The following is a 20,604-nucleotide window of genomic DNA, read 5'->3' as shown; positions in this document are numbered from 1 at the left end:
GCAGCCCTGCAGGCTGCCGCCGCTTGGCTTCCGATGAGCAGCATCCTACCCATTGCCTTCGACGGCATCACCTATGCGTCCTGGCTGTTCCTGATCTCGGCCGGGCTGACGCTGATCTATGGCGTCATGCGCATCCTCAACGTGGCCCATGGCAGCCTCTATGCCCTGGGCGCCTATGCGGCCTGCTCGCTTGCCGGCGCGTGGCTCGGTGGCGGACTGCCGGCGGCCGGCAGCTTCGCGATGCTGCTGCTCGCGGCCGTCCTCGTCGGCTCCCTCGTCGGTCCGGTGATCGAGCGTGGCCTGCTGCAGTGGATGTACGGCAAGGACGAGGTCGTGCTGGTACTGATCACCTATGCTGTCTTCCTGATCATGGAGGACGTGATCAAGCTGGTGTGGGGCGTGGACTCGTTGCTGCTGCCAGAGCCCTACGCGTTGCCTGGAAATCTTCAGCTCGGCGGCCTGCCCTACCCCGTCTATAACGTACTGCTGATCGCATTGGCGTTGGCGACCGGGCTCGCCCTTGCCTGGGCGCTCTATCGCACGCGCCAGGGCAAGCTGCTGCTCGCCGTCATTCACGACCGTGAGATGAGCATGGCGATGGGCATCAACGTGAGCCGGGTCTATCTCGCCACCTTCGCCGTCGGTGCGACGCTGGCGGCGCTCGGCGGGGCATTCACGGCACCGACGATCGCCGTGACGCCTGGCATTGGTGTTGAGGTGATCGTGCTCGCCTTCGCGGTAGTGGTGATCGGCGGTCTCGGCAGTCTCGGCGGAGCGGCGCTCGGCGCGCTTCTGGTCGGCCTCGTCCGCTCGGCCACGGTGCGCTACTGGCCGGAGGCTGAGCTGTTCTCCATCTACGCGGTGATGGCCCTGGTGCTCATTGCGCGCCCGAAGGGACTGTTCGCGGCGCAGGAGGCGCGCAAGATATGAAGGCTGCGATCGTCGCAATCGCTTCTCTCGCCGCGCTGACAGCGTTGGCTCTGCTCGCGCCGCAATGGCTGGTTTTCATGGCCATGCTGGCGCTCGCAAAGGGCGTGGTGGTGCTGGGCCTTCTTGTGCTGATGCGCACCGGGCTCGTTTCGTTCGGACAGGGGCTGTACTTCGGCATCGGCGCCTATACGGCTGCGCTGCTCTCGCATCATCTGCATGTTGCCGATGCGGCCGTGATGCTGCTCGCAGGCGCTGCAGCCGCCGGGTTGATGGCCGCCCTGCTCGGCCTGCTGCTCGCGGGGTATCGCGACATCTTCTTTGCCATGCTGTCACTGGCATTTTCGATGATCCTGTACGGCGTGTTGGTGAAGAGCGCCGCGCTGGGCAGCACGGACGGATTCAACCTCCATGCGCGCACATTCTTCGGAGTTGCCTTGGCGCCTGGCGTGGAGCGGCGGGTGTTTCTCATTGCCGGCGCGGTCTGTGCAGTGGTTGTGGCGCTGTTGGCGCACAGGCTGCTGGGCGGACACTGGGGACGGCTCTCCACCGGCGTGCGCGACAACGAGCTGCGGGTGGCCTATCTCGGCGCCTCGCCCTACCGCGTGGTGTATGTCAACTACCTGATTGCGGGTGCCATGGCGGGCCTGGGCGGCGCCCTGGCGGCATTGGCGGTCGGCCATGTCGATCCCGAGATGACCTATTGGACGACCTCAGGCGAGTTCGTGTTCATCGCCATCCTAGGCGGCACCCAGAGCATTCTGGCCCCCTTCGTGGCAGCCTCCATCTTCGAGGCTCTGCGCACGATCGCCAGCCAGTATGCGCCCAACGTGTGGCAGATGTCGCTTGGCCTGGCCATGCTGGCCATTATCATGTTCCTGCCGGCCGGCCTGTGGACGCTCGCCGAGCGGCGGCGGAGGTCCGCATGAGTGCGGTGCTGACTGCAAAAGGGTTGCAGAAGAGCTTCGGCGCCGTGAGGGCGGCGGCCGATATCAGCCTGACGTTCGATCCTGGCATCGTCGTCAGCCTGATCGGTGCCAACGGCGCCGGCAAGACGACCTTTCTCAACATGGTGACGGGCTATCTCAGGCCCGACAGCGGTCAAATCCTGTTCGGCGAACGCGACATCGTAGGCCTCAGCCCGCGCCGGATCACTAAGCTCGGCATCTCGCGCTCATTCCAGATACCGCAACTCTTCAATTCGCTGAGCGTTCGCGAGAACCTGCTGGTCGCCGAGAGCATTGCCGCGATGGACGATCCGCAGGCGGCGGCCGACGAGACGCTGGCGAGGTTCGAGCTCGCACCCTACGCCGCGCAGAAGGCCGGCCTGTTGCCCGAAGGAATCCGCAAGTTGCTCGACGTCTCCATGGCCCTGTCCAGCCGCTCCAAGCTGCTGCTCCTGGACGAGCCGACGAGCGGCGTCTCCGCCGACGAGAAGTTCGCAATCATGGACGTCGTGATGGGCGCGGCGCGTGTCGCCGGGGTAACGGTGATCTTCGTCGAACACGATATGGACATCGTCGCGCGGTTTGCCGGGCGCGTGGTGGCGTTCTACGACGGCAGCATCATCGCGGACGGATCGCCCGACACCGTGCTGCGCGCAGAGAACGTGCGCCGCTACGTGATCGGCGAGGAGATACCCCATGCTGCGGCTTGAGGGCGTCTCCGTGTCGATCGGGGCGGTGGCGATTCTGCGCAGCATCGATCTTGAGGTCAGCTCAGGCGAGTTCGCCGGCCTGATCGGGCGCAATGGCGCAGGAAAGACTACCCTGCTCCGCACCATCATGGGATTGCAGGCGCGAGCATCCGGACGGCTCGACTTCGAGAGCCGGGAGCTCGCGGACTTGCCGACCTACCGTCGCGCGGGGCTCGGCATCGGCTATATGCCTGAGGACCGGCGGCTTGTGCCGGGCCTGTCGGCGGAGGAGAATATCCTGCTGCCTGCCTGGGCCGCGGATGCGGACGACGCAAAGGTGCAGCTCGCGCACATCTACAACACCATCCCGGAGCTGACGACCTTGCGCGCGCGCAAGGCCTTGCAGCTCTCAGGCGGTCAGCAGAAGCTGGTGGCCTTGGGTCGGGCGATGATGGCGGGACGCAAGCTTCTCTTGCTCGATGAGCCGTTCGAGGGCGTGGCACCGGTGCTGGCCCGGCGCCTAGCCGAGGTGATCTCTGGGCTACGCAAGTCCGGATTGTCAGTGATTATCGCCGAATCAAGCATGACGCACGCGCACGGTCTGCTCGATCGCGTATTCACTATTGACCGCGGATCGGTAGGCGTGAGGAGTTGAAGAGGACCCGTCGAACCATCGCGGCGGGCCGACTTGGACAGATAGCTATTGGCCGATAAGATATTTTAGGCTTAAAATATTGTACGAAACTGTCGCCACAGCCAAGGGCCGCGCGGGCTCCCCGCCGCCGAATCCGGGGGCTGGAGGCATCAACAGGAGCTGCGTCCGCAATGAGCCGGGACATTCCCCATCGATCGCCGTCCGATGCATTCGCGGCTATGGCCGCAAGGCGGCCGCACGCGCCATTCCTGCTCGCCCCTGCCAGCGCACAGCTTCCCTACGCGCCCGAGGGATTCAACATTGCCTACGGAGCGTTCAAGGCCGAGGTCGATCGCCTTTGCACCGAATATGCAGCGGCCGGCTACGGACGCGGTGCGCGGGTTGCGTTGCTGCTCGAAAACCGCCCAGTCTTCTTCCTGCATTGGCTGGCGCTCAACGCGCTCGGGGTTTCGATCGTTCCGATCAATCCCGAAGTCCGCCCCGACGAGTTGTCTTTTCAGCTCGATCTTTCTAATGCCGACCTGCTAGTAGTGACAGCAGACCGCATGCATGTGACCAAGGATGCCGTGCTCGGGCGCGCCCGCCTGATCGACACGGATAGCCGTATTCCGCCGTGCCACACGGATATTGCGGCGCAAAGTCCCGAGTTGAGTGATGAATGCGCGCTGCTTTTCACGTCAGGCAGCACCGGGAAGCCCAAGGGCTGCATGCTCTCGAACCGCTATTTCCTGCAGGTCGCCGACTGGTACCTCTCACAGGGCGGCGTCGCCGAACTGCAGCCGGACCGCGAAATCAACCTGACGCCGTTGCCGATGTTTCACATGAACGCGCTCGGCTGCAGCGCGGTCGGCATGATGATGCTCGGCGGCGCCGTGGTGCCACTCGATCGCTTTCACGCCAACCGCTGGTGGCAATGCGTGGCCGAGAGCGGCGCCACTGTCGTCCATTGCCTGGGCGTCATTCCAGCCATTCTGCTTCAACTGCCCGTAACAGAAGTCGAAAGACAGCATCGCGTGCGCTTCGCTTTTGCGCCGGGCGTCGATGTCCGCCACCGAGCCACATTCGAGGAGCGTTACCGCATCCCGATCGTCGAGGCCTGGGCGATGACCGAGACCGGAGGCGCGGCGGCGACCACCACCGCGCGCGAACCGGCCGGGTTCGGCGCGCGCTGCGTGGGGCGGCCTTCCGCGGAGATGGAATATCGCCTCGTTGACGATCAGGGCGCCGATGTCGCGCTTGGGAAACCCGGCGAATTGCTGGTGCGCGCGAAGGGGGACGATGCCCGCGCCGGATTCTTCAGCGGTTACCTGAAAGACGAGGAAGCCACTGAAGCGGCTTGGCAGGACGGCTGGTTCCACACTGGCGATCTCGTTTTCGCCGACGAAGGCGGGCTTCTCTATTTCTTCGATCGCAAGAAGACCATCGTTCGGCGTAGCGGCGAAAATATCGGCGTGCTCGAGGTCGAAAGCGCGCTTTACATGGATGCGCGGATTGGCGGCTGCGCGGTGACACCCGTGCCGGATGAGATCCGCGGCGAAGAGGTCTTTGCGTTCATCGTGCCGAACGGCAAGGTCGATGACGCCGCCGCGCTCGCGGCCGAGATCGTCAAAACCTGCGCCGAACGGCTCGCCTATCACAAAGTGCCCGGCTATATCGCAATCGTTGAGGAATTGCCGCTGTCGTCGACACGCAAGCTCGCCCGCGGCGAGATCAAGACACTGGCGGCTGCTTCCGTCAACGAGAAGCGCGCGATCGATGTACGCGCGCTCAAGGCGAAGCTGCGTCACGCCTGAGCCAAGGCCCCCGGCGCTTTAGGGCAGCAGCTTGTATTTCCCGTTTTCGATCTGGACAAGGATGCGCGCCCGGCCATCGACGCCATGGCGATCAGCCGGCGTATAAGTGTAGATGCCATGCGCGCCGACGACATCTTTGGTGGTGAACAACGCCTCGCGCAGCGCGTTGCGGAACGCCGGCGTTCCCGGCGCCGCGCCCGATGCCTTTGCGCGCTTGGCGGCATCCATGAACACCAGCCAGCCATCGAACGCATAAGGTGAAAACGCGTCCGCCGGCGCCTCGCCGTTAGCCTTCTCGTAGGCCGCGCGGAACGCAAGCGCGACCTTGCGGATCGGATTGCTCTCGGGGAGTTGCTCGGCCGCGGTCACCGGGCCGGTCGGGCAGATGATGCCTTCAGCGGATTTGCCGGCGAGCCGCAGGAAGTCGGCACTGATCATGCCGTGATTGCCGTAGAGTGGGCCCTTGTAACCACGCTCGGACAACGCAATCACGGGCAGCGCGCCTGGCGTGCCCGTTCCGCCCAGCATGATCGCATCGGGACGCGCGGAGATCGCGCGCAGCACTTGTGCGGTCACCGAGTTGTCGGAACGCGCATAGCGCTCGTTCGCGATCACCTTGATGCCGGCAGGCTCCGCGCTTTGCAGCAATGAGTTATACATCAGGTCGCCGAAGGCGTCGGAGAAGCCGATGAATGCCACCGTCTTCACGTTGCGGCTCTTCATGTGATCGACGATGCCTTGAACGAGCAGCGGCGTCGGCTGCGGCGTCTGCACTACCCACGGCCCGCCCTCCCCGGCCGAAACGGGCGCGATCGGCGAGACCGCCACCATCGGGACCCTCATCTCGATGGCAGCGGTCGCCATCGCCAGTGTTTGCGGGGCGCCCGACGTGCCGATCAGGAAATCGACCTTCTCCTGCTCAACCAGCTTGCGGGCGTTGCGTGTCGATGCGGCGGGATCCGAGCCGTCATCAAGCTGGATGACGCGGACTTTTTCGCCGTCGATCTCACCGATATAGGCCTGGCCCGCAGCCAAACCCTTGGCGTTCGGCACGCCGATCGAGGACACCGGCCCGCTCAGCCCGATGACGAAGCCGACGAGGATTTCGGCATGCGCCGGCGCCATCATGCCGAGCAAGAGCGCAGCACTGATCAACAGAGTCTTCTTCTTTTTCATGATGCCACTCGATGTAAGCGAAAAGGCTAAGCCGCGGGCAGCAGCGCAAGCACGCGCAGTGGACTGCCGGAGCCGTTCTGGATCTTGAGTGGCGCTGCGATGATCACCGCGCCGGTCGGCGGCAACTGATCGAGATTGCACAGGCATTGCAGACCGTAACGCCCGCCACCATGCAGGAAATGATGTGCCGGATAAGGGGGATCGAGATGACCAGCCTGGCCGGCATCCGTTCCAATCGTCTCGGTGCCGAAACCGATGATGCCGCGCTCCTCGACGAGCCAGCGCATCACGGCGGCATTCGGTCCGGGCGTGTGCGCGCCGTCGTCCTTGAGGTTGGCGTAGTCGCGCCAGCTCTTCTTCGACCAATCGGTGCGCAGCAAGACCCAATGACGCTCCGGAATCCGTCCGTGGCGACTCTCCCATTCTTCCACGACCGGTATCGTCAAAAGGAAATCCGGGTCCTGCGCGGCCTGCGCCGAGCAATCGATCACGCAGGCCGGCGCGATCATGTCGCGCACCGGGAGCGTATCGACTGCGTTGTTCGGCAGATCCTTGCCGGTGAACCAATGAATCGGCGCGTCGAAATGCGTTCCGGTGTGCTCGCCGAAACTGAGATTGTTCCAGTACCAGGCAGGACCACTGGCGTCATAGCGCGAAATCTGCTGGATGCGGACGGGCGCGGCTTGACCGAATTCCGGCGGCAGCACAATGACAGGGAAATCCGGACTCAGCGTGAAGGTCAGATCGACGACGCGCACCGTGCCGGATGCAATTGCGCCGGCAAACTGCATGAGACTGTTGCTGTCCATTGCGCTTCTCCCGCTCCAACAAGCTTGCTATGTCCCAAGCTCTCGCTCGACCGCCTTGGGATTGGCCGCAAGGCGCTGGCGAATGTCTTCGGCGACGTCGCCCACGAACACATCTTCGAGTCCGCGCTTGAGTGCCGATACGATTGACGACGCCACTACCCGAGGCGCGACCTTCGGCGGCGGCACCGTCTGGAACCATTCGATATCGAGCGGCCCCGTGAACACGTTCACCACCTTGATCCCGCCGGGCCGCAGCTCCGCGCGCAGGGAGTGCGACAATGACAGACAGGCGGCCTGTGACGCCGAATACGCGCCGAACACTGGCCAGTTCGCGAGCGCATAGACCGACAGGATGTTAACCCAGGCGGCGGCACTGTTGACGCCATCGGAGCCGCGCATCCGCATCGCCGGGCCGAACGCCTGCGCCAGATGTACGAAGCCGAGGTAGCTCTGGTCGATCTCGTCGCGCACGATGCTGGTGCCTTGACGATCGAGCAGCCCGCCGGCACGGACATGTTCGGTGGTGTTTACGAGAATATCGACCTTCCCACCGATATCGGCGGCCAGATCGGCCACCGACTTCTCGTCGCCGATATCGAGCGGCACGATCTCGACGCCCTCGAGAGCGCGCAACGCATCCTCGCCGCGAAACGGCTTCCAGGGCTCGGCGATGCCGACGAACACGATCGACGCACCCGCCGCCTTCAGCGCGGCCACAGTTTCCTGGCCGACGATGCTCCGCCCGTTCGTTACGAGAACGCGCCGGAATTTCGGCTCGGCCGTCATCTCACGCCACTGCCTGTCGTCTGCCATGTTGGGGGTCTCCCGTTCGGGATGCGCGAAGGCCACGGCCTGTCCGCTCTTGTCCAGTTGCAACGACATCACCACCGGCTGCCCCTCTTCGCAGTCGGCATGCAGGTGCGCCACCACTGTCGGACCACATTCCATGGCGACCAGGCCGACGCGCCATGGCGCGCGCTCGCGGAAGTGCACGTCGGCCGGGACATGCAGCATCGTCCCGCACAGAAGCGTGCCGCGCCGCGGCGCGTCCGTGAAGACAAGATCGGCGGAAAGACAGGATGGGCACGCGTCGCGCGCGGGGTAACAAAAGGTCGCGCAGGCGCCACAGCGCTGCAGCATGAAGCGGCCTTCGGCGGCGGCTCGCGTGAAGCCGTGCGATGCGCGGCTTCGCGCCCGCGGGGGCGAGGTCGGCAGCCGCGTCCGCAACAGCGGATTCTTCCGGCGCGGCTTTGCGATCGGCTCAATCATGCGCCTGGTCCCGCGAGGATCGCCGCGCCCGAGGCGAGGCCGCGATCATAATTGATCATTCCGAAACCGGACGCCAATCCGATCCGTGCGTCCTTGACCTGCGTCGGACCAGCCAACCTGAGCACCTGGCGCAGCGCCTCGACTACCCCGAGATAGGCGCCGCCCGCGCCCGCCTGCCCGACCGAAAGCTGTCCGCCCGAAGTGTTGTGCGGGAAGCTGCCGTCGATCGTCAGATCATGCTGCCGCACGAAGTCCGGCCCCTCACCCTTCCGGCAGAAGCCAAGATCCTCGAACTGCATCATCGAGATGACGGGATAATCATCATAGGTCTGGACGACGTCGAGATCATCTGGCTTCACGCCGGCCATTGCGTAGAGCTCGTCGATATCAACAGCCCATCCGCCTCGCACCTGAACAGGATCGTCGCCGAACGCATTGTGGCGCTCGATCGTGGCAAGGATCTTGGCCGCCGGCAAATTCAGCGATGCCGCGACATCCTCGCCCATCACCAGGAACGCCTCGGCGCCTGCGCACGGCATCACGCAGTCGAACAGATGAAGCGGCTCGGCGATCGGCCGCGCCGACATGTACTGTTCGATCGTCAGCGGCGTTTTCATTAGGGCATGGGGATTGCGCAGCGCGTTGCTGCGCTGGGCAACCGCGATCTTGCCGAAATCCTCACGCTGCGCGCCAAAGGTTCGCATGTAATTGCGCGCGATCAGGGCAAAGCTCGCATTGGCGCCACCGGCGCCATAGGGATAAACGGCGTCCTGGTTGAAGCGGGAGAAATTTTCGAGCGTGTAGCGGAAGGAATCGACATGGTAGGTGTCGCCGGCGACGCAGGCCACCATGCGGGCATCGCCCGCCTGCACCGCCCGCGCGGCGCGGCGGAGCGCCGCAATTGCGCTCGCCCCGCCAAGCGGAATGGTGTCGATCCATCGTACGCACAGCCCGAAATGCTGGGTGAGGCCGATCCCGCTGTCGAGCCCCGCCGTGAAACTCGAGACACAGAAGCCGTCGATATCGCGCGGCGTGATCCCGGCGCCATCCACCAGCGCCTTCAGCGCGCGGCCGATCCACCACTGCGCGCTCTCGATCGAGTAGCGCACATAGGGGATCGTCACAGGAACCGCCATCACGACCCGATCATATGGTGTTCGGATGGAGCTCTGCATCGAACTACCGGATTCCTGTATGCCGTTTAGAGCACGGTCAGTTTCATGTCGATATTGCCGCGCGTTGCGTTGGAATAAGGGCAGCGCTCGTGAGCGCCTGCGACGACTTCCTCGGCGACGGTTTTCTCCACGCCGGGGAGCTGCACCTTGAGCTCGACGGTGAGCGCGTAGCCAACCGCGACCGGTCCCATGCCGACCCTGGCGGTGACAGTCGGTTCTGCCGACGGCGTGATCTTGCGCGTGCGCGCGACGAGTTTCACCGCGCCGAGAAAGCATGCCGCATAGCCGGCCGCAAAGAGCTGCTCCGGATTGGTCCCCGGTCCGCCCGGACCGCCCAGGGATTTCGGCAGCGACAGCGACACCGACAAAAGCCCGTCATCGCTCGCGGCCTTGCCATCGCGCCCGCCGGTCGCCGTGACTTCGGCTTCATACAGAATCTTGTCTGGCTGCAGCATGTTTCGTCCTCAAGAACCCTTCGGTTTGTCCCGCGCCACAACCGCGCGGAAATCCTGGCGGGCGCGGTCATTGGCCAGCGCGAAGCTCGGCCCCCGGCTCGGCCCAGTGCCGTTGAGGCGCTGCAACTGCACCCACATCTCCGCGCTCTTCAGCGCAACCGCGGCACAGTTCACCACCGGCGCATAGCCGACCTTGAAGCCGTGCTCGCTTGCAATGAGCAAGCCAGGCAGCACGCCGGCCGGAATGATGACATCAGCGCCGCGCTCGACCAGCGGCTGCGCGCAGGCCGCAAAATCGCTCAGCATGCGCGCTTTCGCCGTCGCATCGCCTGCAAACGCAGCACTGAAGTCCTCCGGACGGCACCCCATGCCGGTAACATGCGCGATGCGGCCGGATAATCCGTAGCGATCGGCCTGCTCGTAGTGCCAGACCTCGAAGGCTGAATCGAGCGTAACCAGGCCGAGGCGGCGGCCGAGCTGCGAGGCGGCGAGCAGCGTAGCTTCGCCGGTCCCGATCACCGGAATGGTCAGCGCCGAACGCAGCTCGTACAATCCGGGATCCTGGAAGTGCCCCATGACATAGGCGTCGAAGCCGTTCTCCTGCGTAGCGAGCCCATTGTCGATCGCCTGGATTGCGCAACGGAGTTCGCTGAGACGACCGAAATCGCGGTCCGCGGGCGTGATGCCTTCGACGTGCACGGTGGTCCCGGGCGCCGCGATCTCGTTCAGATAGGCTGCAAGCCGCGCCATGTAGGGAGCGCTCGTAGCCTGGTCGACGAAGCTCTGCCAGAAGATGCGCACAGCGGATGTCCCGTTGACTGGCGGCGCGTGCCGATCGCCGAACCTTCGCAGCAAGAGGCTGACGACACGCCTAAGCCGATCGTCGTGAGCGTCGTAACGGAGCGCTCATTCCATCGACTGAAATATTTCAACCACAAAATAATTTTCGCGTCAATTAAACGGAGCATCGATGCTTCTGTGCAAGACGAAATCGCTTTGCCAAAACGACAGGCAGCCAGCGCCTCACGCTTTTGCACAGGCGAATTCCGCTTTCGCGCTTGCACGCACCGCCCTACGTTTTTTCAGGAGAAGCGCGAAACTGGCGTATTGACCTTCCGCCGACAAATACTTTAGGCTTTAAACAATTGGCAGGCACTGGAGCTTGTGCGGGGCGCATCTCGCCCTGGTGGTTGCGTTGATAGAGGCTCATCAATCGTGGCTGAGATCATCGACCTCGGAACAGCACGGGCTACCGGCCGGTCCGCATTCGTCGCGATCGGACCGGACGTTCCGTCAGCTGTTTCATTTTCCGGCCGCCTGCGCAGCGATGAAATCGCGGACGAGACCGGCGAAAGCTTCGGGCATCTGATCGGGAAGCGGCACCATGCCTCCTGAGAGCTCACGCAGGATACTGCCCTCGATAGCTCCAGCGATCCTCGGGGCTACCGGATGAACGTGCGGATCGCCCGTCGGAGCAATGACCAGCGTGGGACAGCGGATCTGCCCCAGACGGTCCTCCATCCGATAGCGATTCACCACCCGATGGCCTTCCGCCGCCATCTCGCCAGCCCGCAGCGCATCGATCATGAAGCGTTGCAGCAGATCAACATCATCAGCCGGATAGAACGGCTGCCGCCGAGCCCACAGCTCAGTGAGATGGGCGCCATCGGTGCGCGCCTCAACATCATCAATGACGCGCATGCCCTCATGTTTGGCCCGACGCGCCGCATCGACAAAGGGACAGGCCGAGAGCACCAGCGCGCTCACCCGCGCCGGCGCCGAAGCAGCCATTTCGACCGCGATCACCGCGCCGGTGTGGTGTCCAACGATCGCGGCGCGCGGTTCTTCCAGCGCATCGAGCAGCGCGAAAGCCCCTTGTGCCCACAGTTCGATCGAGGGATCGCCCGCAGGCGGATCGGAATCCCCAAAGCCGAGCGTGTCCATTGCGATCGCGCGGAAATCGCGGCCGAGCAGCGGCAGCACATCGCGGTATTCGTCCCACGAGCGCGGTGTCTGATGCAGCAGCAGAACCGGGAAGCCGGTTCCCGCTGTCGCGACATGGATGCGCCCAAGAGGCGTCGTAACAAAGCGACGCTCGACGTTGGAACCGGTTCTCGTGACGCTCATTTCGTAACTCCATCCGGGCGCGGGGACCGGGCCCACGCCGGCTTTCGGTGGCAATCGCGGCATCGATCGTGCTGGTCCGACCTCGATCCATGCTGACATCTCGCTCAGGTCGCGGCTGTTTTCAACCAAGGGGGAATGCAATGCGCAAGATGTTGAGTTTGACTGCACTCATCGGCAGCCTCATCGCGGCTTCGACCGCACAGGCCGACATCACGGTCGGCTTCGTGACGTCGCTCAGCGGACCCGGCTCCTCGATCGGCATCCCGTATGGCCGTGGCATCCAGGCTGCGGTGGAGTACAAGAGCGAGGTCAATGGCGAGAAAATCCGGCTGATCCAGCTCGACGACGGCTCTGATCCTTCTGCCGCAACACGTAACGCCCGCAAGCTGATCGAGGAAGAGAAGGTCGATGTCCTGATCGGCACTGCGACTACCCCGTCGACCATCGCGATGATGGGGGTCGCGACAGAGTTGAAGGTGCCGATGATCGCCGTCTCCCCGCTGTCCGGACAGCCGAATCCGGCCGATCAGTGGGCCATCTCCGTTCCGCAACCCGCCTCGCTGCTGGTCAAGGTCGTCGCCGATCGCATGAAGCGCGATGCGATGAAGAACATCGGCTATATCGGCTTTTCAGATGCGTGGGGCGACCTCGTCTACAACGGCGCCAAGGCAGCCGAAGCCGAAGACGGCATCAAGGTGCTGACCAACGAACGCTATGCACGGGTCGATACGTCGGTCACCGGCCAGATCCTTAAAGTGCTCGCTGTGCGCCCCGACGCCGTGCTGATCGGCGGATCCGGCACGCAGGGCGCGCTGCCGCTGCTTGCGCTTGGCGAACGCGGCTTCAAGGGCAAGACCTACGGCACGGTAGCATTGGTCAATCCTGATTTCGTGCGTGTCGGCGGCAAGGCGGCGGAAGGAATTCAGGTCTCCGCCGGCCCGGTCATCGTGGCCGAGCAGCTTCCCGACAACCACTTCGCCAAGAAGCTCGCGCTTGAGTTTCGGGCTGCCTTCCAGAAGGCCAACAATCTGCCGACCACGGACGGCTTTTCCGCGTATTCGTTCGACGGCTGGAGGATATTCACCTCTGCCGCGGAGCGCGCGCTGAAAACCGCCAAGCCCGGCACCGCCGAATTCCGCAAAGCCCTGCGCGACGAGATCCTCAACACCAAGGAGCTCTCGGGCGTGCACGCAGTCTACAACTTCAAGCCGGGCGCCTATTACGGCGTGGACGAGCGCGCGCTGGTGATCGTCCGCCTGGTCAACGGCGCCTGGACTTACCAACCCTGAGTGATGCCAACTGACAGCACGGAAGGACGGCCGACGGCATGACGGCAGATATCGCAGCGATCCTTGCGATCGACGGAATAGCGACCGGGGCGGTCTACGCCCTGGTCGCGATCGGGACCGTGCTGATCTTCACCGTGACGCGGGTGATCTTCATTCCGTTCGGCGACATTGCAGCCTTCACGGCGCTGACGCTGGCTGCGCTTGACGCCAAACAGCTCCCCGGAACGGTCGGGCTCGTCGTTGTGCTGGCATGCATGGCCTGCCTGATGGAAGTCGTGTCGCTGGCTCGCGCGGGCGAGCTTCGCGCCGTGCCAAAGGCGATCCTCGGCTATCTCGTGTTACCGCTGATCGTCGTCGGCATCGTCTGGCTGACGATGCGCTTCAATCCGCCGATGCCCGTCAGGATCGTGCTGGCGCTACTCTTGATCATGCCGATCTCGCCGCTGCTGGACCGGATCGTGTTTCGTCCAATCGCGGACGCCTCGGTCCTGCTGCTGCTGACCGTCTCGGTCGCGCTCCACTTCGCGCTGGTCGGGCTTGGCCTGTTGTTTTTCGGTCCTGAAGGCGTGCGGACCGAGCCGCTGACGTCGATGGCGTTGGAGATCGCCGGCGTGCACGTTTCCGGACAGACCATACTGATACTCACTGCAGCATTGGTGTTCAGCGGTCTGTTGCTTCTGTTCTTCGACTTCACCCTGCTCGGCAAGGCGCTGCGCGCGACCGCATTCAACCGGACCGGCGCCCGGCTGATGGGTATCCGGCCCGCACGCGCCGGGACGATCGCTTATCTCTTGGGATCGCTGATGGCGGGCGTATCCGGCATCCTGATCGCCCCGGTCAATACGATCTTCTACGATTCCGGGTTCCTGCTCGGGCTGAAAGCGTTCGTCGGCGCCATCGTGGGCGGCATGACCAGCTATCCCGGCGCGGCGCTCGGCGCGTTCGGCGTCGGCATTCTCGAAAGCTTCGCCTCGTTCCAGAGCAGCACCTTGAAGGACGTCATCGTCTTCTCGCTGCTGATTCCGATCCTGCTCTGGCGCTCACTCGCCTCGCACCATTCCGAAGAGGAAGTCGAGGAATGACGCTGCTTCAGATTCGCCTCATCATTGCCGCGGCGATCGCCTGTCTCGTGGCGGCGCCGTTCGTGCTCAATCCGTTCAGCATCACCCTGCTGAACTATATCGGCATCTACGCGCTCGCGGCCATCGGGCTTGCGCTACTGACCGGAGTCGGCGGCATCGTGTCGTTCGGCCAGGCGGCTTTCGTCGGCGTCGCGGCTTATTCGACCGCATGGGCCACAGCGCTGAACGGCTATTCGCCCTGGCTCGGACTGGTGCTGGCTGTCATCCTGACATGCAGCGTCGCGGCGATCCTGGGTTTCGTGACGCTGCGCCTTGGCGGCCACTTCCTGTCGCTGAGCACGGTCGCCTGGGGACTGGCGATCGCGTTCCTGTTCGGCAACATCGATGGCCTCGGCCAGCATAACGGCATTTCCGGCATTCCGCCGATCTCCATCGGTCGGGTCGCTTTGGTCGAGAGCTGGCAGATCTACTTCCTGATCTGGACCATCGTCGTGGCGATCCTGCTCCTCTGCTACAACCTTCTCGACTCCCGGATCGGCCGCGCGATGCGCGCACTCCGCGGCGGCAACACTCTCGTCGAGAGCCTCGGGATCAGCGCGTTCCAGATCAAGCTGCTGACCTTCGTCATCGCCGCTTTTTTCGGCGCGCTGTCCGGATGGCTCTATGCCCATCTCGGCCGCTTCGTCAGCCCCGGACCGTTCGAGGCCGGCATGGGTATCGAATATCTGATGATGGCGATGGTCGGTGGTGCCGGCAGCATTCTGGGCGGTGTGATTGGAGCTGCAATCGTCACGCTGCTGAAGAATGCCGTGCAGGACTATCTGCCGCTGATCGCCAGGGGTGCCTCCGGCCAGCTCGAAATCGTGGCGTTCTCGGCGCTGTTCATCCTGTTCCTGCAACGCGCAAGGCAGGGCATCGTCCCATTCCTCTCCAGCTTCCTCCCCGGCATGAAGCTGTCCCGCCCGCAAGCGGCGGCGCCACTGCCACGCCGCGAGCAACCGCCGCCCGGCACGTTGCTTCTCAAAGTGAGCGAGGCACAGCGACGGTTTGGCGGCCTGATCGCCGTCAACAATGTCAGCTTCGAAGTGAAGTCCGGCGAAATACTCGGGCTGATCGGACCGAACGGCGCGGGCAAGACCACGATGTTCAACCTGCTCACGGGAGCACTCCGCGCCAACAGCGGCGAGATCGCGTTCGCGGGACGGTCGATCACCCGCGACCAGCAATTCCACATCGCCCGCTCCGGAATTTCCCGCACTTTCCAGCACGTGAAGCTGCGGCCGAGGATGACGCTGCTCGACAACGTGCTGCTCGGCACCTATTCGCGCACCAGGACCGGCCTGTTCGCAGGCGCCCTGCGCCTCAATCAGGCGGAAGAAGCCAGCGCGCGCTACGAGGCATTGCAGCAGCTCGAACGCGTCGGGCTCGGCGACAAGCCGTTCGAGCTTGCCGGCAACCTGCCACTTGGCAATCAGCGCGTGCTCGAGATCGCCCGCGCGCTCGCCGCCGATCCGACGCTGCTTGTGCTCGACGAGCCGGCGGCCGGTCTGCGTCGCCAGGAGAAGCTCAAGCTTGCCGAGCTGTTACGTTCGCTGCGCGCCGATCACCTGACCATCCTGCTCGTCGAGCACGACATGGAGTTCGTGATGTCGCTGGTCGACCGCATCGTCGTGCTCGATTTCGGCTCTAAGCTCTGTGAAGGAGAACCTGCGGCGATCCGCAGCGATGCCCGCGTCCAGGAAGCCTATCTCGGAGGTGTCGCGTGACGCAGATGTTCTCGATCGAAAATGTGTCGGTCGCCTACGGCAAGGTGGAAGCCGTGCGGAACGTCTCGCTGTCGGTCGAGCAAGGGCAGATCGTGACCGTGATCGGCCCGAACGGCGCCGGCAAGACGACCCTGCTGATGGCGGCGATCGGGCTGCTGAAGTCCACTGGGCGAATGATCTTTCAAGGCACCGACCTGGCGAAGATCGATGTCGAGGGCCGTGTCGAACGCGGCCTTTGCCTCGTGCCGGAAAAGCGCGAGCTGTTCGCCGACATGTCCGTTGCCGACAATCTCTTGCTGGGCACCTACAGCCTGCGCGATCGCTCGATGACGCGCAAAAGCCTCGACGATGTGTTCGATCGCTTCCCGCGGCTGAAGGAACGGGCTAAGCAGGCCGCCGGCACGCTGTCGGGCGGGGAGCGGCAGATGCTGGCGCTCGGCCGCGCGCTAATGGCGAAGCCGAAGCTGCTTGTGCTGGATGAACCCAGCCTCGGCCTTGCGCCGCTCATCGTGCGCGAAATCTTCCGCACCATCGCCTCGCTGCGAAGCCTCGGCGTCTCGGTCCTCCTCGTCGAGCAGAACGCCCGCGCCGCGCTGGAAACTGCGGATTACGGCTATGTGCTGGAGACCGGCGAGATCATCCAGTCCGGGCCAGCGGAAACCCTGATCCACGACCCGAAACTGATCGCAGCCTATCTCGGCGGCCACTGAAGCGAAGGCGCGGCCTCCGGCTGCGCTTCAAACTACAGGTTCGCGAGCGAGCCCCATCGTCCGCAGCGCCAAGGCAAAGGCCGCAAGCCGCTGCTCGCGATAGGCTGCCTGGTCGACGCCTTCGTAGTTCATGAACCCCTGCCCGGTCTTCATGCCGATGCGTCCTTCGCGCATATTCGTCGCAATGATGTCAGGTGCGGCATACCGGCTGTCGCCGAGCGCCTCAACCAGATAACGGCTGGCGTGATACAGGATATCGCCGCCGCCCCAGTCGATGAACTCGAGCAGGCCCAGCACCGCGAAGCGGAATCCAAAGCCATAGATGACGGCCTTGTCGATATCCTCTGCCGACGCGACGCCCTCTTCCACCATGCGCGCGGCCTCGTTCATCGCCAGCGCCTGGATTCTGGGAACGATGAATCCAGGCCGCGCCGCGCAGACGACAGGCACCTTGCCGATGCTTTCTAGAAGCGCCTTCATCCGTGCCGTGACCTCCGGCGCGGTGAGCCGCCCGGGTGACAATTCGATCAGCGGCACCAGATAAGCGGGATTGAGCCAGTGTGCATTGAGGAAACGGCCGGGATGCTCGATCGCTTCAGCAAGGTCGTCTACCAGGATCGTCGACGTGGTCGAAGCAATGATCGGACGTTCACCCGCCAGCCGGGACGCCTCGGCCAGCGCCGCCTGCTTTAGCGCGAGAATCTCCGGCATTCCTTCGAAGATGAAGTCGCAGCGCGGCAAGGCCGTTTCCGCCTCCTGCCGCGATACGATCGTGACCCGCTGCGCAATCGTGCTCACATGCTCTGGCGAGAGCAGGCCTATGCGTGAAAGGATTTCCAGCGTCGAGCGGATCTCGGCCCGCGCCTCGCCCGCAAGCGCGTCAAAAGCCGGCGCATCCCGTTCCTTGAAGTCGACGACGACAACCTGATGGCCGGCGAACGCGAATACGACCGCGATGCCGCGACCCATGCGTCCGGCGCCGAGACAGCCGATGACCGGTTTCATCGGAAGCCCTCGGCAAGAAGATTTTGCAATGCAGCCCGGTCGAGGCCGCCGAGACCGAGCGAAGACAGGGTCCGGCCGGTCACCGCAAAATCTTCTCCGGTGATGGCGGAGCCGATCGCCAGGAACGCCTTGGCGAGCGGCGTTTGCACGCCGGCGAGGCCCGCCACCGACGCGAGGAACGACAGGCCGAGACGTAAGTCCTCCTGCATATAGCGGTGCTCGACGAGGATGAGGCGTTCAGACCAGCCGCCGGAGTCGGTGAGCTGCTCGTGCGCATCGCGTGCGTACATCCAGGGCTCGCCATCGCGCGAGTAGTGGTCGGCAAGAGGAAAATGCGGCTTTCCGTAACCGAGCGCCTCGCGGATGGCGATGCGTTCGGCGTCGAGCGCGTCTGTCACGCGGCGTATGGCCGGCTGCGTCCCTTCCTTGTGGATGTCCCATTTGTCGAAATGTTCGATCGGGCCGGCGTTCATGGTGATCAGCGGCGGATGAATGATCGGCCCGGCATTCATCAGCGCGGCTGAAAGCGCATCGCCGCATGGCTCGATGGCGTTCGGAAACGCGCGTTCGATGACGCCGAGCGCATGCTTGGCGAGACGCGTCGGAAACACGCCGGTCGGCAACCGCGCGCCCCTACCTGAGATACGGACGGCGTGAGGACCCTGCTTGCGCGCCAACCACGGCAATGTCCCGGTCTCAGCGGTTGCGATCTCCGTGCGATTGCCCACGGCCCGTGCGGCGCGAGCAAGAGCCGAACGTGCCCGGCGGCAGGAACACGACCTGGCCGTCGCGCAAATGCGGTGCGACCCGTTCGGCGATGGCCGGCTGCGCGAAGGCCGGTGCCGGACACAGGATAAGGTTGGCGGCATTTATGGCCTCCGCGATCGAAGATGTGATCGCTGCAAGCCTGGCGTCACGACGGCCCGAGCGGTCGATGACCGTGATCGTGCCGCCCTGGGCACGATGCGCCTCGACATCTGCGGGATTTCGCCGCCACAAGCGGACCTCATGACCTGCCAGCGTAAGATCGCCGGCCGCCGCGAACGAACCGTTTCCTCCACCCAACACTGCAATCTTCAAGATGTCCTCCGCTTCACTGCCAGCCGGCACAAACGATGCGGCACCAAGCGAGGCTCGCCGCACACAGAGAGAGCGTTACGCCGGTTCTGCCTTGACCTTCTTTTCCTGCCACGCCGCCCAAGTCGGCCGATCGATCTGGAACAGATCGGTCGAGCGCGCATACCAGCCGCTGCCATGCATGCGGGCGATCAGATGCAGCGCCTGCGTATCGATGTGGCAGCGCTCCTTGTCCAGGATCACGGCATCGTCGACATGGGCGCGAACGATACGGCCGATAACGGCCGTCTGCCGCGGCCCCGTCACCAGCGAAGTGAGGACACGACACTCGAACGACACCGGCGATTCCGCGATGCGCGGTGGGCGTACCGCATCCGAAGCAGCCGCCGTCAATCCAGCGAGCGCCAGCTCATCGATATCAGGCGGCGCGTCGATGCACGTGATGTTCATCGCCTCGGCGTTGCGCTCGGCGACCAGGTTCACAACGAACTCGCCGGTATCGAGAATATTTGCCGCCGTGTCCTTGAAGCGCCCTGAGCCCGCCAGAAGCCCAATCGCGACCGTCGGTGGCTCATGTCCCATCACGTTGAAAAAGCTGAAAGGCGCGGCATTGATCACGCCGCTCGCGGAGAGCGTGGTGATCCAGGCAATGGGGCGCGGCGTCACCGTGGCCGTCAGGATCTTGTAGCGGTTCTGCGCCTCCAGCGTCTCCATATCGAAGATCATGTCGGCCTCTCAGATCGCCACCACTGGATGGCGCAGCCGGCCGATGCCCGCCACCTCCGCCTCCACGACGTCGCCCGGCCAGAGCCACTCCTGCGGACTTCGCCCGGCGCCGACGCCCTCGGGCGTACCCGTCGCGATGATGTCTCCGGGCTCCAGCGTCATCGCCGCCGAGATATCCGCGATCAGAAGCGGCACCTTGAACAGCATGTGGCGCGTGTTGGAGCGCTGCTTTTCGACGCCGTTCACGGTCAGCCAGAGATCGAGCGCGTGCGGATCGGTGATTTCGTCTGCTGTGACGATGCATGGCCCGAACGGCGCATAGGTATCCTGCCCCTTGGAATAGATCCATTGGCCGGCGCGGCGATTATCGCGGGCGCTGACGTCTATCATCACGCTGTAGCCGAACACAAAGCCGAGTGCATCCGCTTCCGAGACCCGCCGCGCGGTCCGTCCCATCACGACGGCGAGTTCGACTTCCCAGTCGAGCTGCTGCGTGATCTGCTTGTTGTGTTGGATCGCCTCGTCCGGCCCGATGATGCTGGTCGGCGGCTTCGAGAAGATGATGGGCTGCTTGGGCAGATCCTTGGCCGTGTCGAGGGCACGCGAGGATTCCTCGACGTGCTCGATATAATTGAGGCCAATGCCGAAGACGTTCTTGCGCGGACGCGGGATCGGCGCGAGCAGTCTGACATTCGCCAGTGGCAATGCGGCGCCGACGGGCCATTGGTCCCTGCCCTCGTTCAGTATCTTCTTGAGCGCCGCCGACGCCGGCGGCCCAAGATCGATGAAGTCGAGCATAGATGATGGAAGCGAAACGCCGGCGTGCAGACCGGCCTTCTCGACGTCGATGATGAGATCGTCGACAACAGCACCAAGACGGGCGGCAGCCTCAACTGTGCTGCGATAGGTAACGAGACGCACGGTTTC

Annotated in this window: 19 protein-coding genes and 1 pseudogene; 9 read left to right on the top strand and 11 right to left on the bottom strand. The window is 64.1% G+C overall.

Features of this window, described 5'->3' with window-relative positions; all coding sequences use genetic code 11:
• Window positions 1-33 precede the first annotated feature (33 nt).
• From J6524_RS16965 to J6524_RS16945, 5 genes are all read left to right on the top strand, one after another.
• A complete protein-coding gene (locus tag J6524_RS16965) occupies window positions 34-930 on the top strand; it encodes a branched-chain amino acid ABC transporter permease (protein ID WP_225672473.1) in 897 nt (298 codons plus the stop codon).
• The gene (locus tag J6524_RS16960; protein ID WP_225672471.1) at window positions 927-1,856 is read left to right on the top strand and encodes a branched-chain amino acid ABC transporter permease; all 930 of its coding nucleotides are present in this window, start codon (window positions 927-929) and stop codon (window positions 1,854-1,856) included. Before J6524_RS16965 ends, J6524_RS16960 begins: the two co-directional genes overlap by 4 nt.
• On the top strand, window positions 1,853-2,584 hold the full coding sequence (locus J6524_RS16955) for an ABC transporter ATP-binding protein (RefSeq protein WP_225672469.1): 732 nt from the start codon (window positions 1,853-1,855) through the stop codon (window positions 2,582-2,584). The genes J6524_RS16960 and J6524_RS16955 overlap by 4 nt, the downstream gene beginning before the upstream one ends.
• Window positions 2,571-3,218, top strand: a complete 648-nt coding sequence (locus J6524_RS16950; RefSeq protein WP_225672467.1) for an ABC transporter ATP-binding protein — start codon at window positions 2,571-2,573, stop codon at window positions 3,216-3,218. The genes J6524_RS16955 and J6524_RS16950 overlap by 14 nt, the downstream gene beginning before the upstream one ends.
• A 170-nt stretch (window positions 3,219-3,388) precedes the next feature.
• Complete coding sequence (locus J6524_RS16945) at window positions 3,389-5,011, top strand: AMP-binding protein (RefSeq protein ID WP_225672465.1); 1,623 nt, start codon at window positions 3,389-3,391, stop codon at window positions 5,009-5,011.
• A gap of 18 nt (window positions 5,012-5,029) precedes the next feature.
• On the opposite strand, the gene J6524_RS16940 is transcribed toward J6524_RS16945, so the two are convergent.
• From J6524_RS16940 to J6524_RS16910, 7 genes are all read right to left on the bottom strand, one after another.
• A complete protein-coding gene (locus J6524_RS16940) occupies window positions 5,030-6,187 on the bottom strand; it encodes an ABC transporter substrate-binding protein (RefSeq protein ID WP_225672463.1) in 1,158 nt (385 codons plus the stop codon).
• Between the two features lie 26 nt (window positions 6,188-6,213).
• On the bottom strand, window positions 6,214-6,996 hold the full coding sequence (locus tag J6524_RS16935; protein WP_225672461.1) for a cyclase family protein: 783 nt from the start codon (window positions 6,994-6,996) through the stop codon (window positions 6,214-6,216).
• A 27-nt stretch (window positions 6,997-7,023) separates the two neighbouring features.
• Window positions 7,024-8,265 (bottom strand): SDR family NAD(P)-dependent oxidoreductase, encoded by a 1,242-nt coding sequence (locus J6524_RS16930; protein WP_225672458.1) that lies wholly within the window; start codon window positions 8,263-8,265, stop codon window positions 7,024-7,026.
• Window positions 8,262-9,440, bottom strand: a complete 1,179-nt coding sequence (locus tag J6524_RS16925) for a thiolase family protein (protein ID WP_225672456.1) — start codon at window positions 9,438-9,440, stop codon at window positions 8,262-8,264. Before J6524_RS16925 ends, J6524_RS16930 begins: the two co-directional genes overlap by 4 nt.
• A gap of 26 nt (window positions 9,441-9,466) precedes the next feature.
• Window positions 9,467-9,895 (bottom strand): organic hydroperoxide resistance protein, encoded by a 429-nt coding sequence (locus J6524_RS16920; RefSeq protein ID WP_283843317.1) that lies wholly within the window; start codon window positions 9,893-9,895, stop codon window positions 9,467-9,469.
• A gap of 9 nt (window positions 9,896-9,904) precedes the next feature.
• Window positions 9,905-10,696: an aspartate/glutamate racemase family protein gene (locus J6524_RS16915; RefSeq protein ID WP_225672454.1), complete on the bottom strand. Its 792-nt coding sequence runs from the start codon at window positions 10,694-10,696 to the stop codon at window positions 9,905-9,907.
• A gap of 501 nt (window positions 10,697-11,197) precedes the next feature.
• Complete coding sequence (locus J6524_RS16910) at window positions 11,198-12,022, bottom strand: alpha/beta fold hydrolase (protein ID WP_225672452.1); 825 nt, start codon at window positions 12,020-12,022, stop codon at window positions 11,198-11,200.
• Window positions 12,023-12,162: 140 nt separating this feature from the next.
• Here J6524_RS16910 and J6524_RS16905 point away from each other — a divergent pair, with 140 nt between their 5' ends.
• The 4 genes from J6524_RS16905 to J6524_RS16890 are packed head-to-tail and all read left to right on the top strand — an operon-like array spanning window position 12,163 to window position 16,869.
• Window positions 12,163-13,311: an ABC transporter substrate-binding protein gene (locus tag J6524_RS16905; protein WP_225672450.1), complete on the top strand. Its 1,149-nt coding sequence runs from the start codon at window positions 12,163-12,165 to the stop codon at window positions 13,309-13,311.
• Between the two features lie 38 nt (window positions 13,312-13,349).
• Window positions 13,350-14,393 (top strand): branched-chain amino acid ABC transporter permease, encoded by a 1,044-nt coding sequence (locus J6524_RS16900; RefSeq protein WP_225672448.1) that lies wholly within the window; start codon window positions 13,350-13,352, stop codon window positions 14,391-14,393.
• Window positions 14,390-16,159, top strand: coding sequence for a branched-chain amino acid ABC transporter ATP-binding protein/permease (locus tag J6524_RS16895; RefSeq protein WP_225672446.1), 1,770 nt, complete (start codon window positions 14,390-14,392; stop codon window positions 16,157-16,159). Before J6524_RS16900 ends, J6524_RS16895 begins: the two co-directional genes overlap by 4 nt.
• Before the next feature lie 5 nt (window positions 16,160-16,164).
• Complete coding sequence (locus J6524_RS16890; RefSeq protein WP_249789513.1) at window positions 16,165-16,869, top strand: ABC transporter ATP-binding protein; 705 nt, start codon at window positions 16,165-16,167, stop codon at window positions 16,867-16,869.
• A 27-nt stretch (window positions 16,870-16,896) separates the two neighbouring features.
• Here J6524_RS16890 and J6524_RS16885 read toward each other — a convergent pair whose 3' ends face one another.
• From J6524_RS16885 to J6524_RS16870, 4 genes and pseudogenes are all read right to left on the bottom strand, one after another.
• Window positions 16,897-17,874, bottom strand: a complete 978-nt coding sequence (locus J6524_RS16885) for a 3-hydroxybutyryl-CoA dehydrogenase (RefSeq protein WP_225672442.1) — start codon at window positions 17,872-17,874, stop codon at window positions 16,897-16,899.
• A pseudogene (locus J6524_RS16880) lies at window positions 17,871-18,954 on the bottom strand (NAD/NADP octopine/nopaline dehydrogenase family protein). Before J6524_RS16880 ends, J6524_RS16885 begins: the two are co-directional and overlap by 4 nt.
• A gap of 75 nt (window positions 18,955-19,029) precedes the next feature.
• Entirely contained in the window at window positions 19,030-19,677 is a 648-nt protein-coding gene (locus J6524_RS16875) for a flavin reductase family protein (protein WP_225672440.1), read from the bottom strand.
• Window positions 19,678-19,686: 9 nt separating this feature from the next.
• Window positions 19,687-20,598 carry a fumarylacetoacetate hydrolase family protein gene (locus J6524_RS16870; RefSeq protein WP_225672438.1) on the bottom strand — a complete coding sequence of 304 codons (912 nt, stop codon included), beginning with the start codon at window positions 20,596-20,598 and terminating at the stop codon, window positions 19,687-19,689.
• Window positions 20,599-20,604: the final 6 nt, after the last annotated feature.

Origin of the sequence: Bradyrhizobium hereditatis (assembly GCF_020329435.1) — a bacterium.
GTDB lineage: Bacteria > Pseudomonadota > Alphaproteobacteria > Rhizobiales > Xanthobacteraceae > Bradyrhizobium > Bradyrhizobium hereditatis.
Note: the sequence above shows the minus strand (reverse complement) of the source record. Positions and strands in the feature narration are given on the sequence as shown.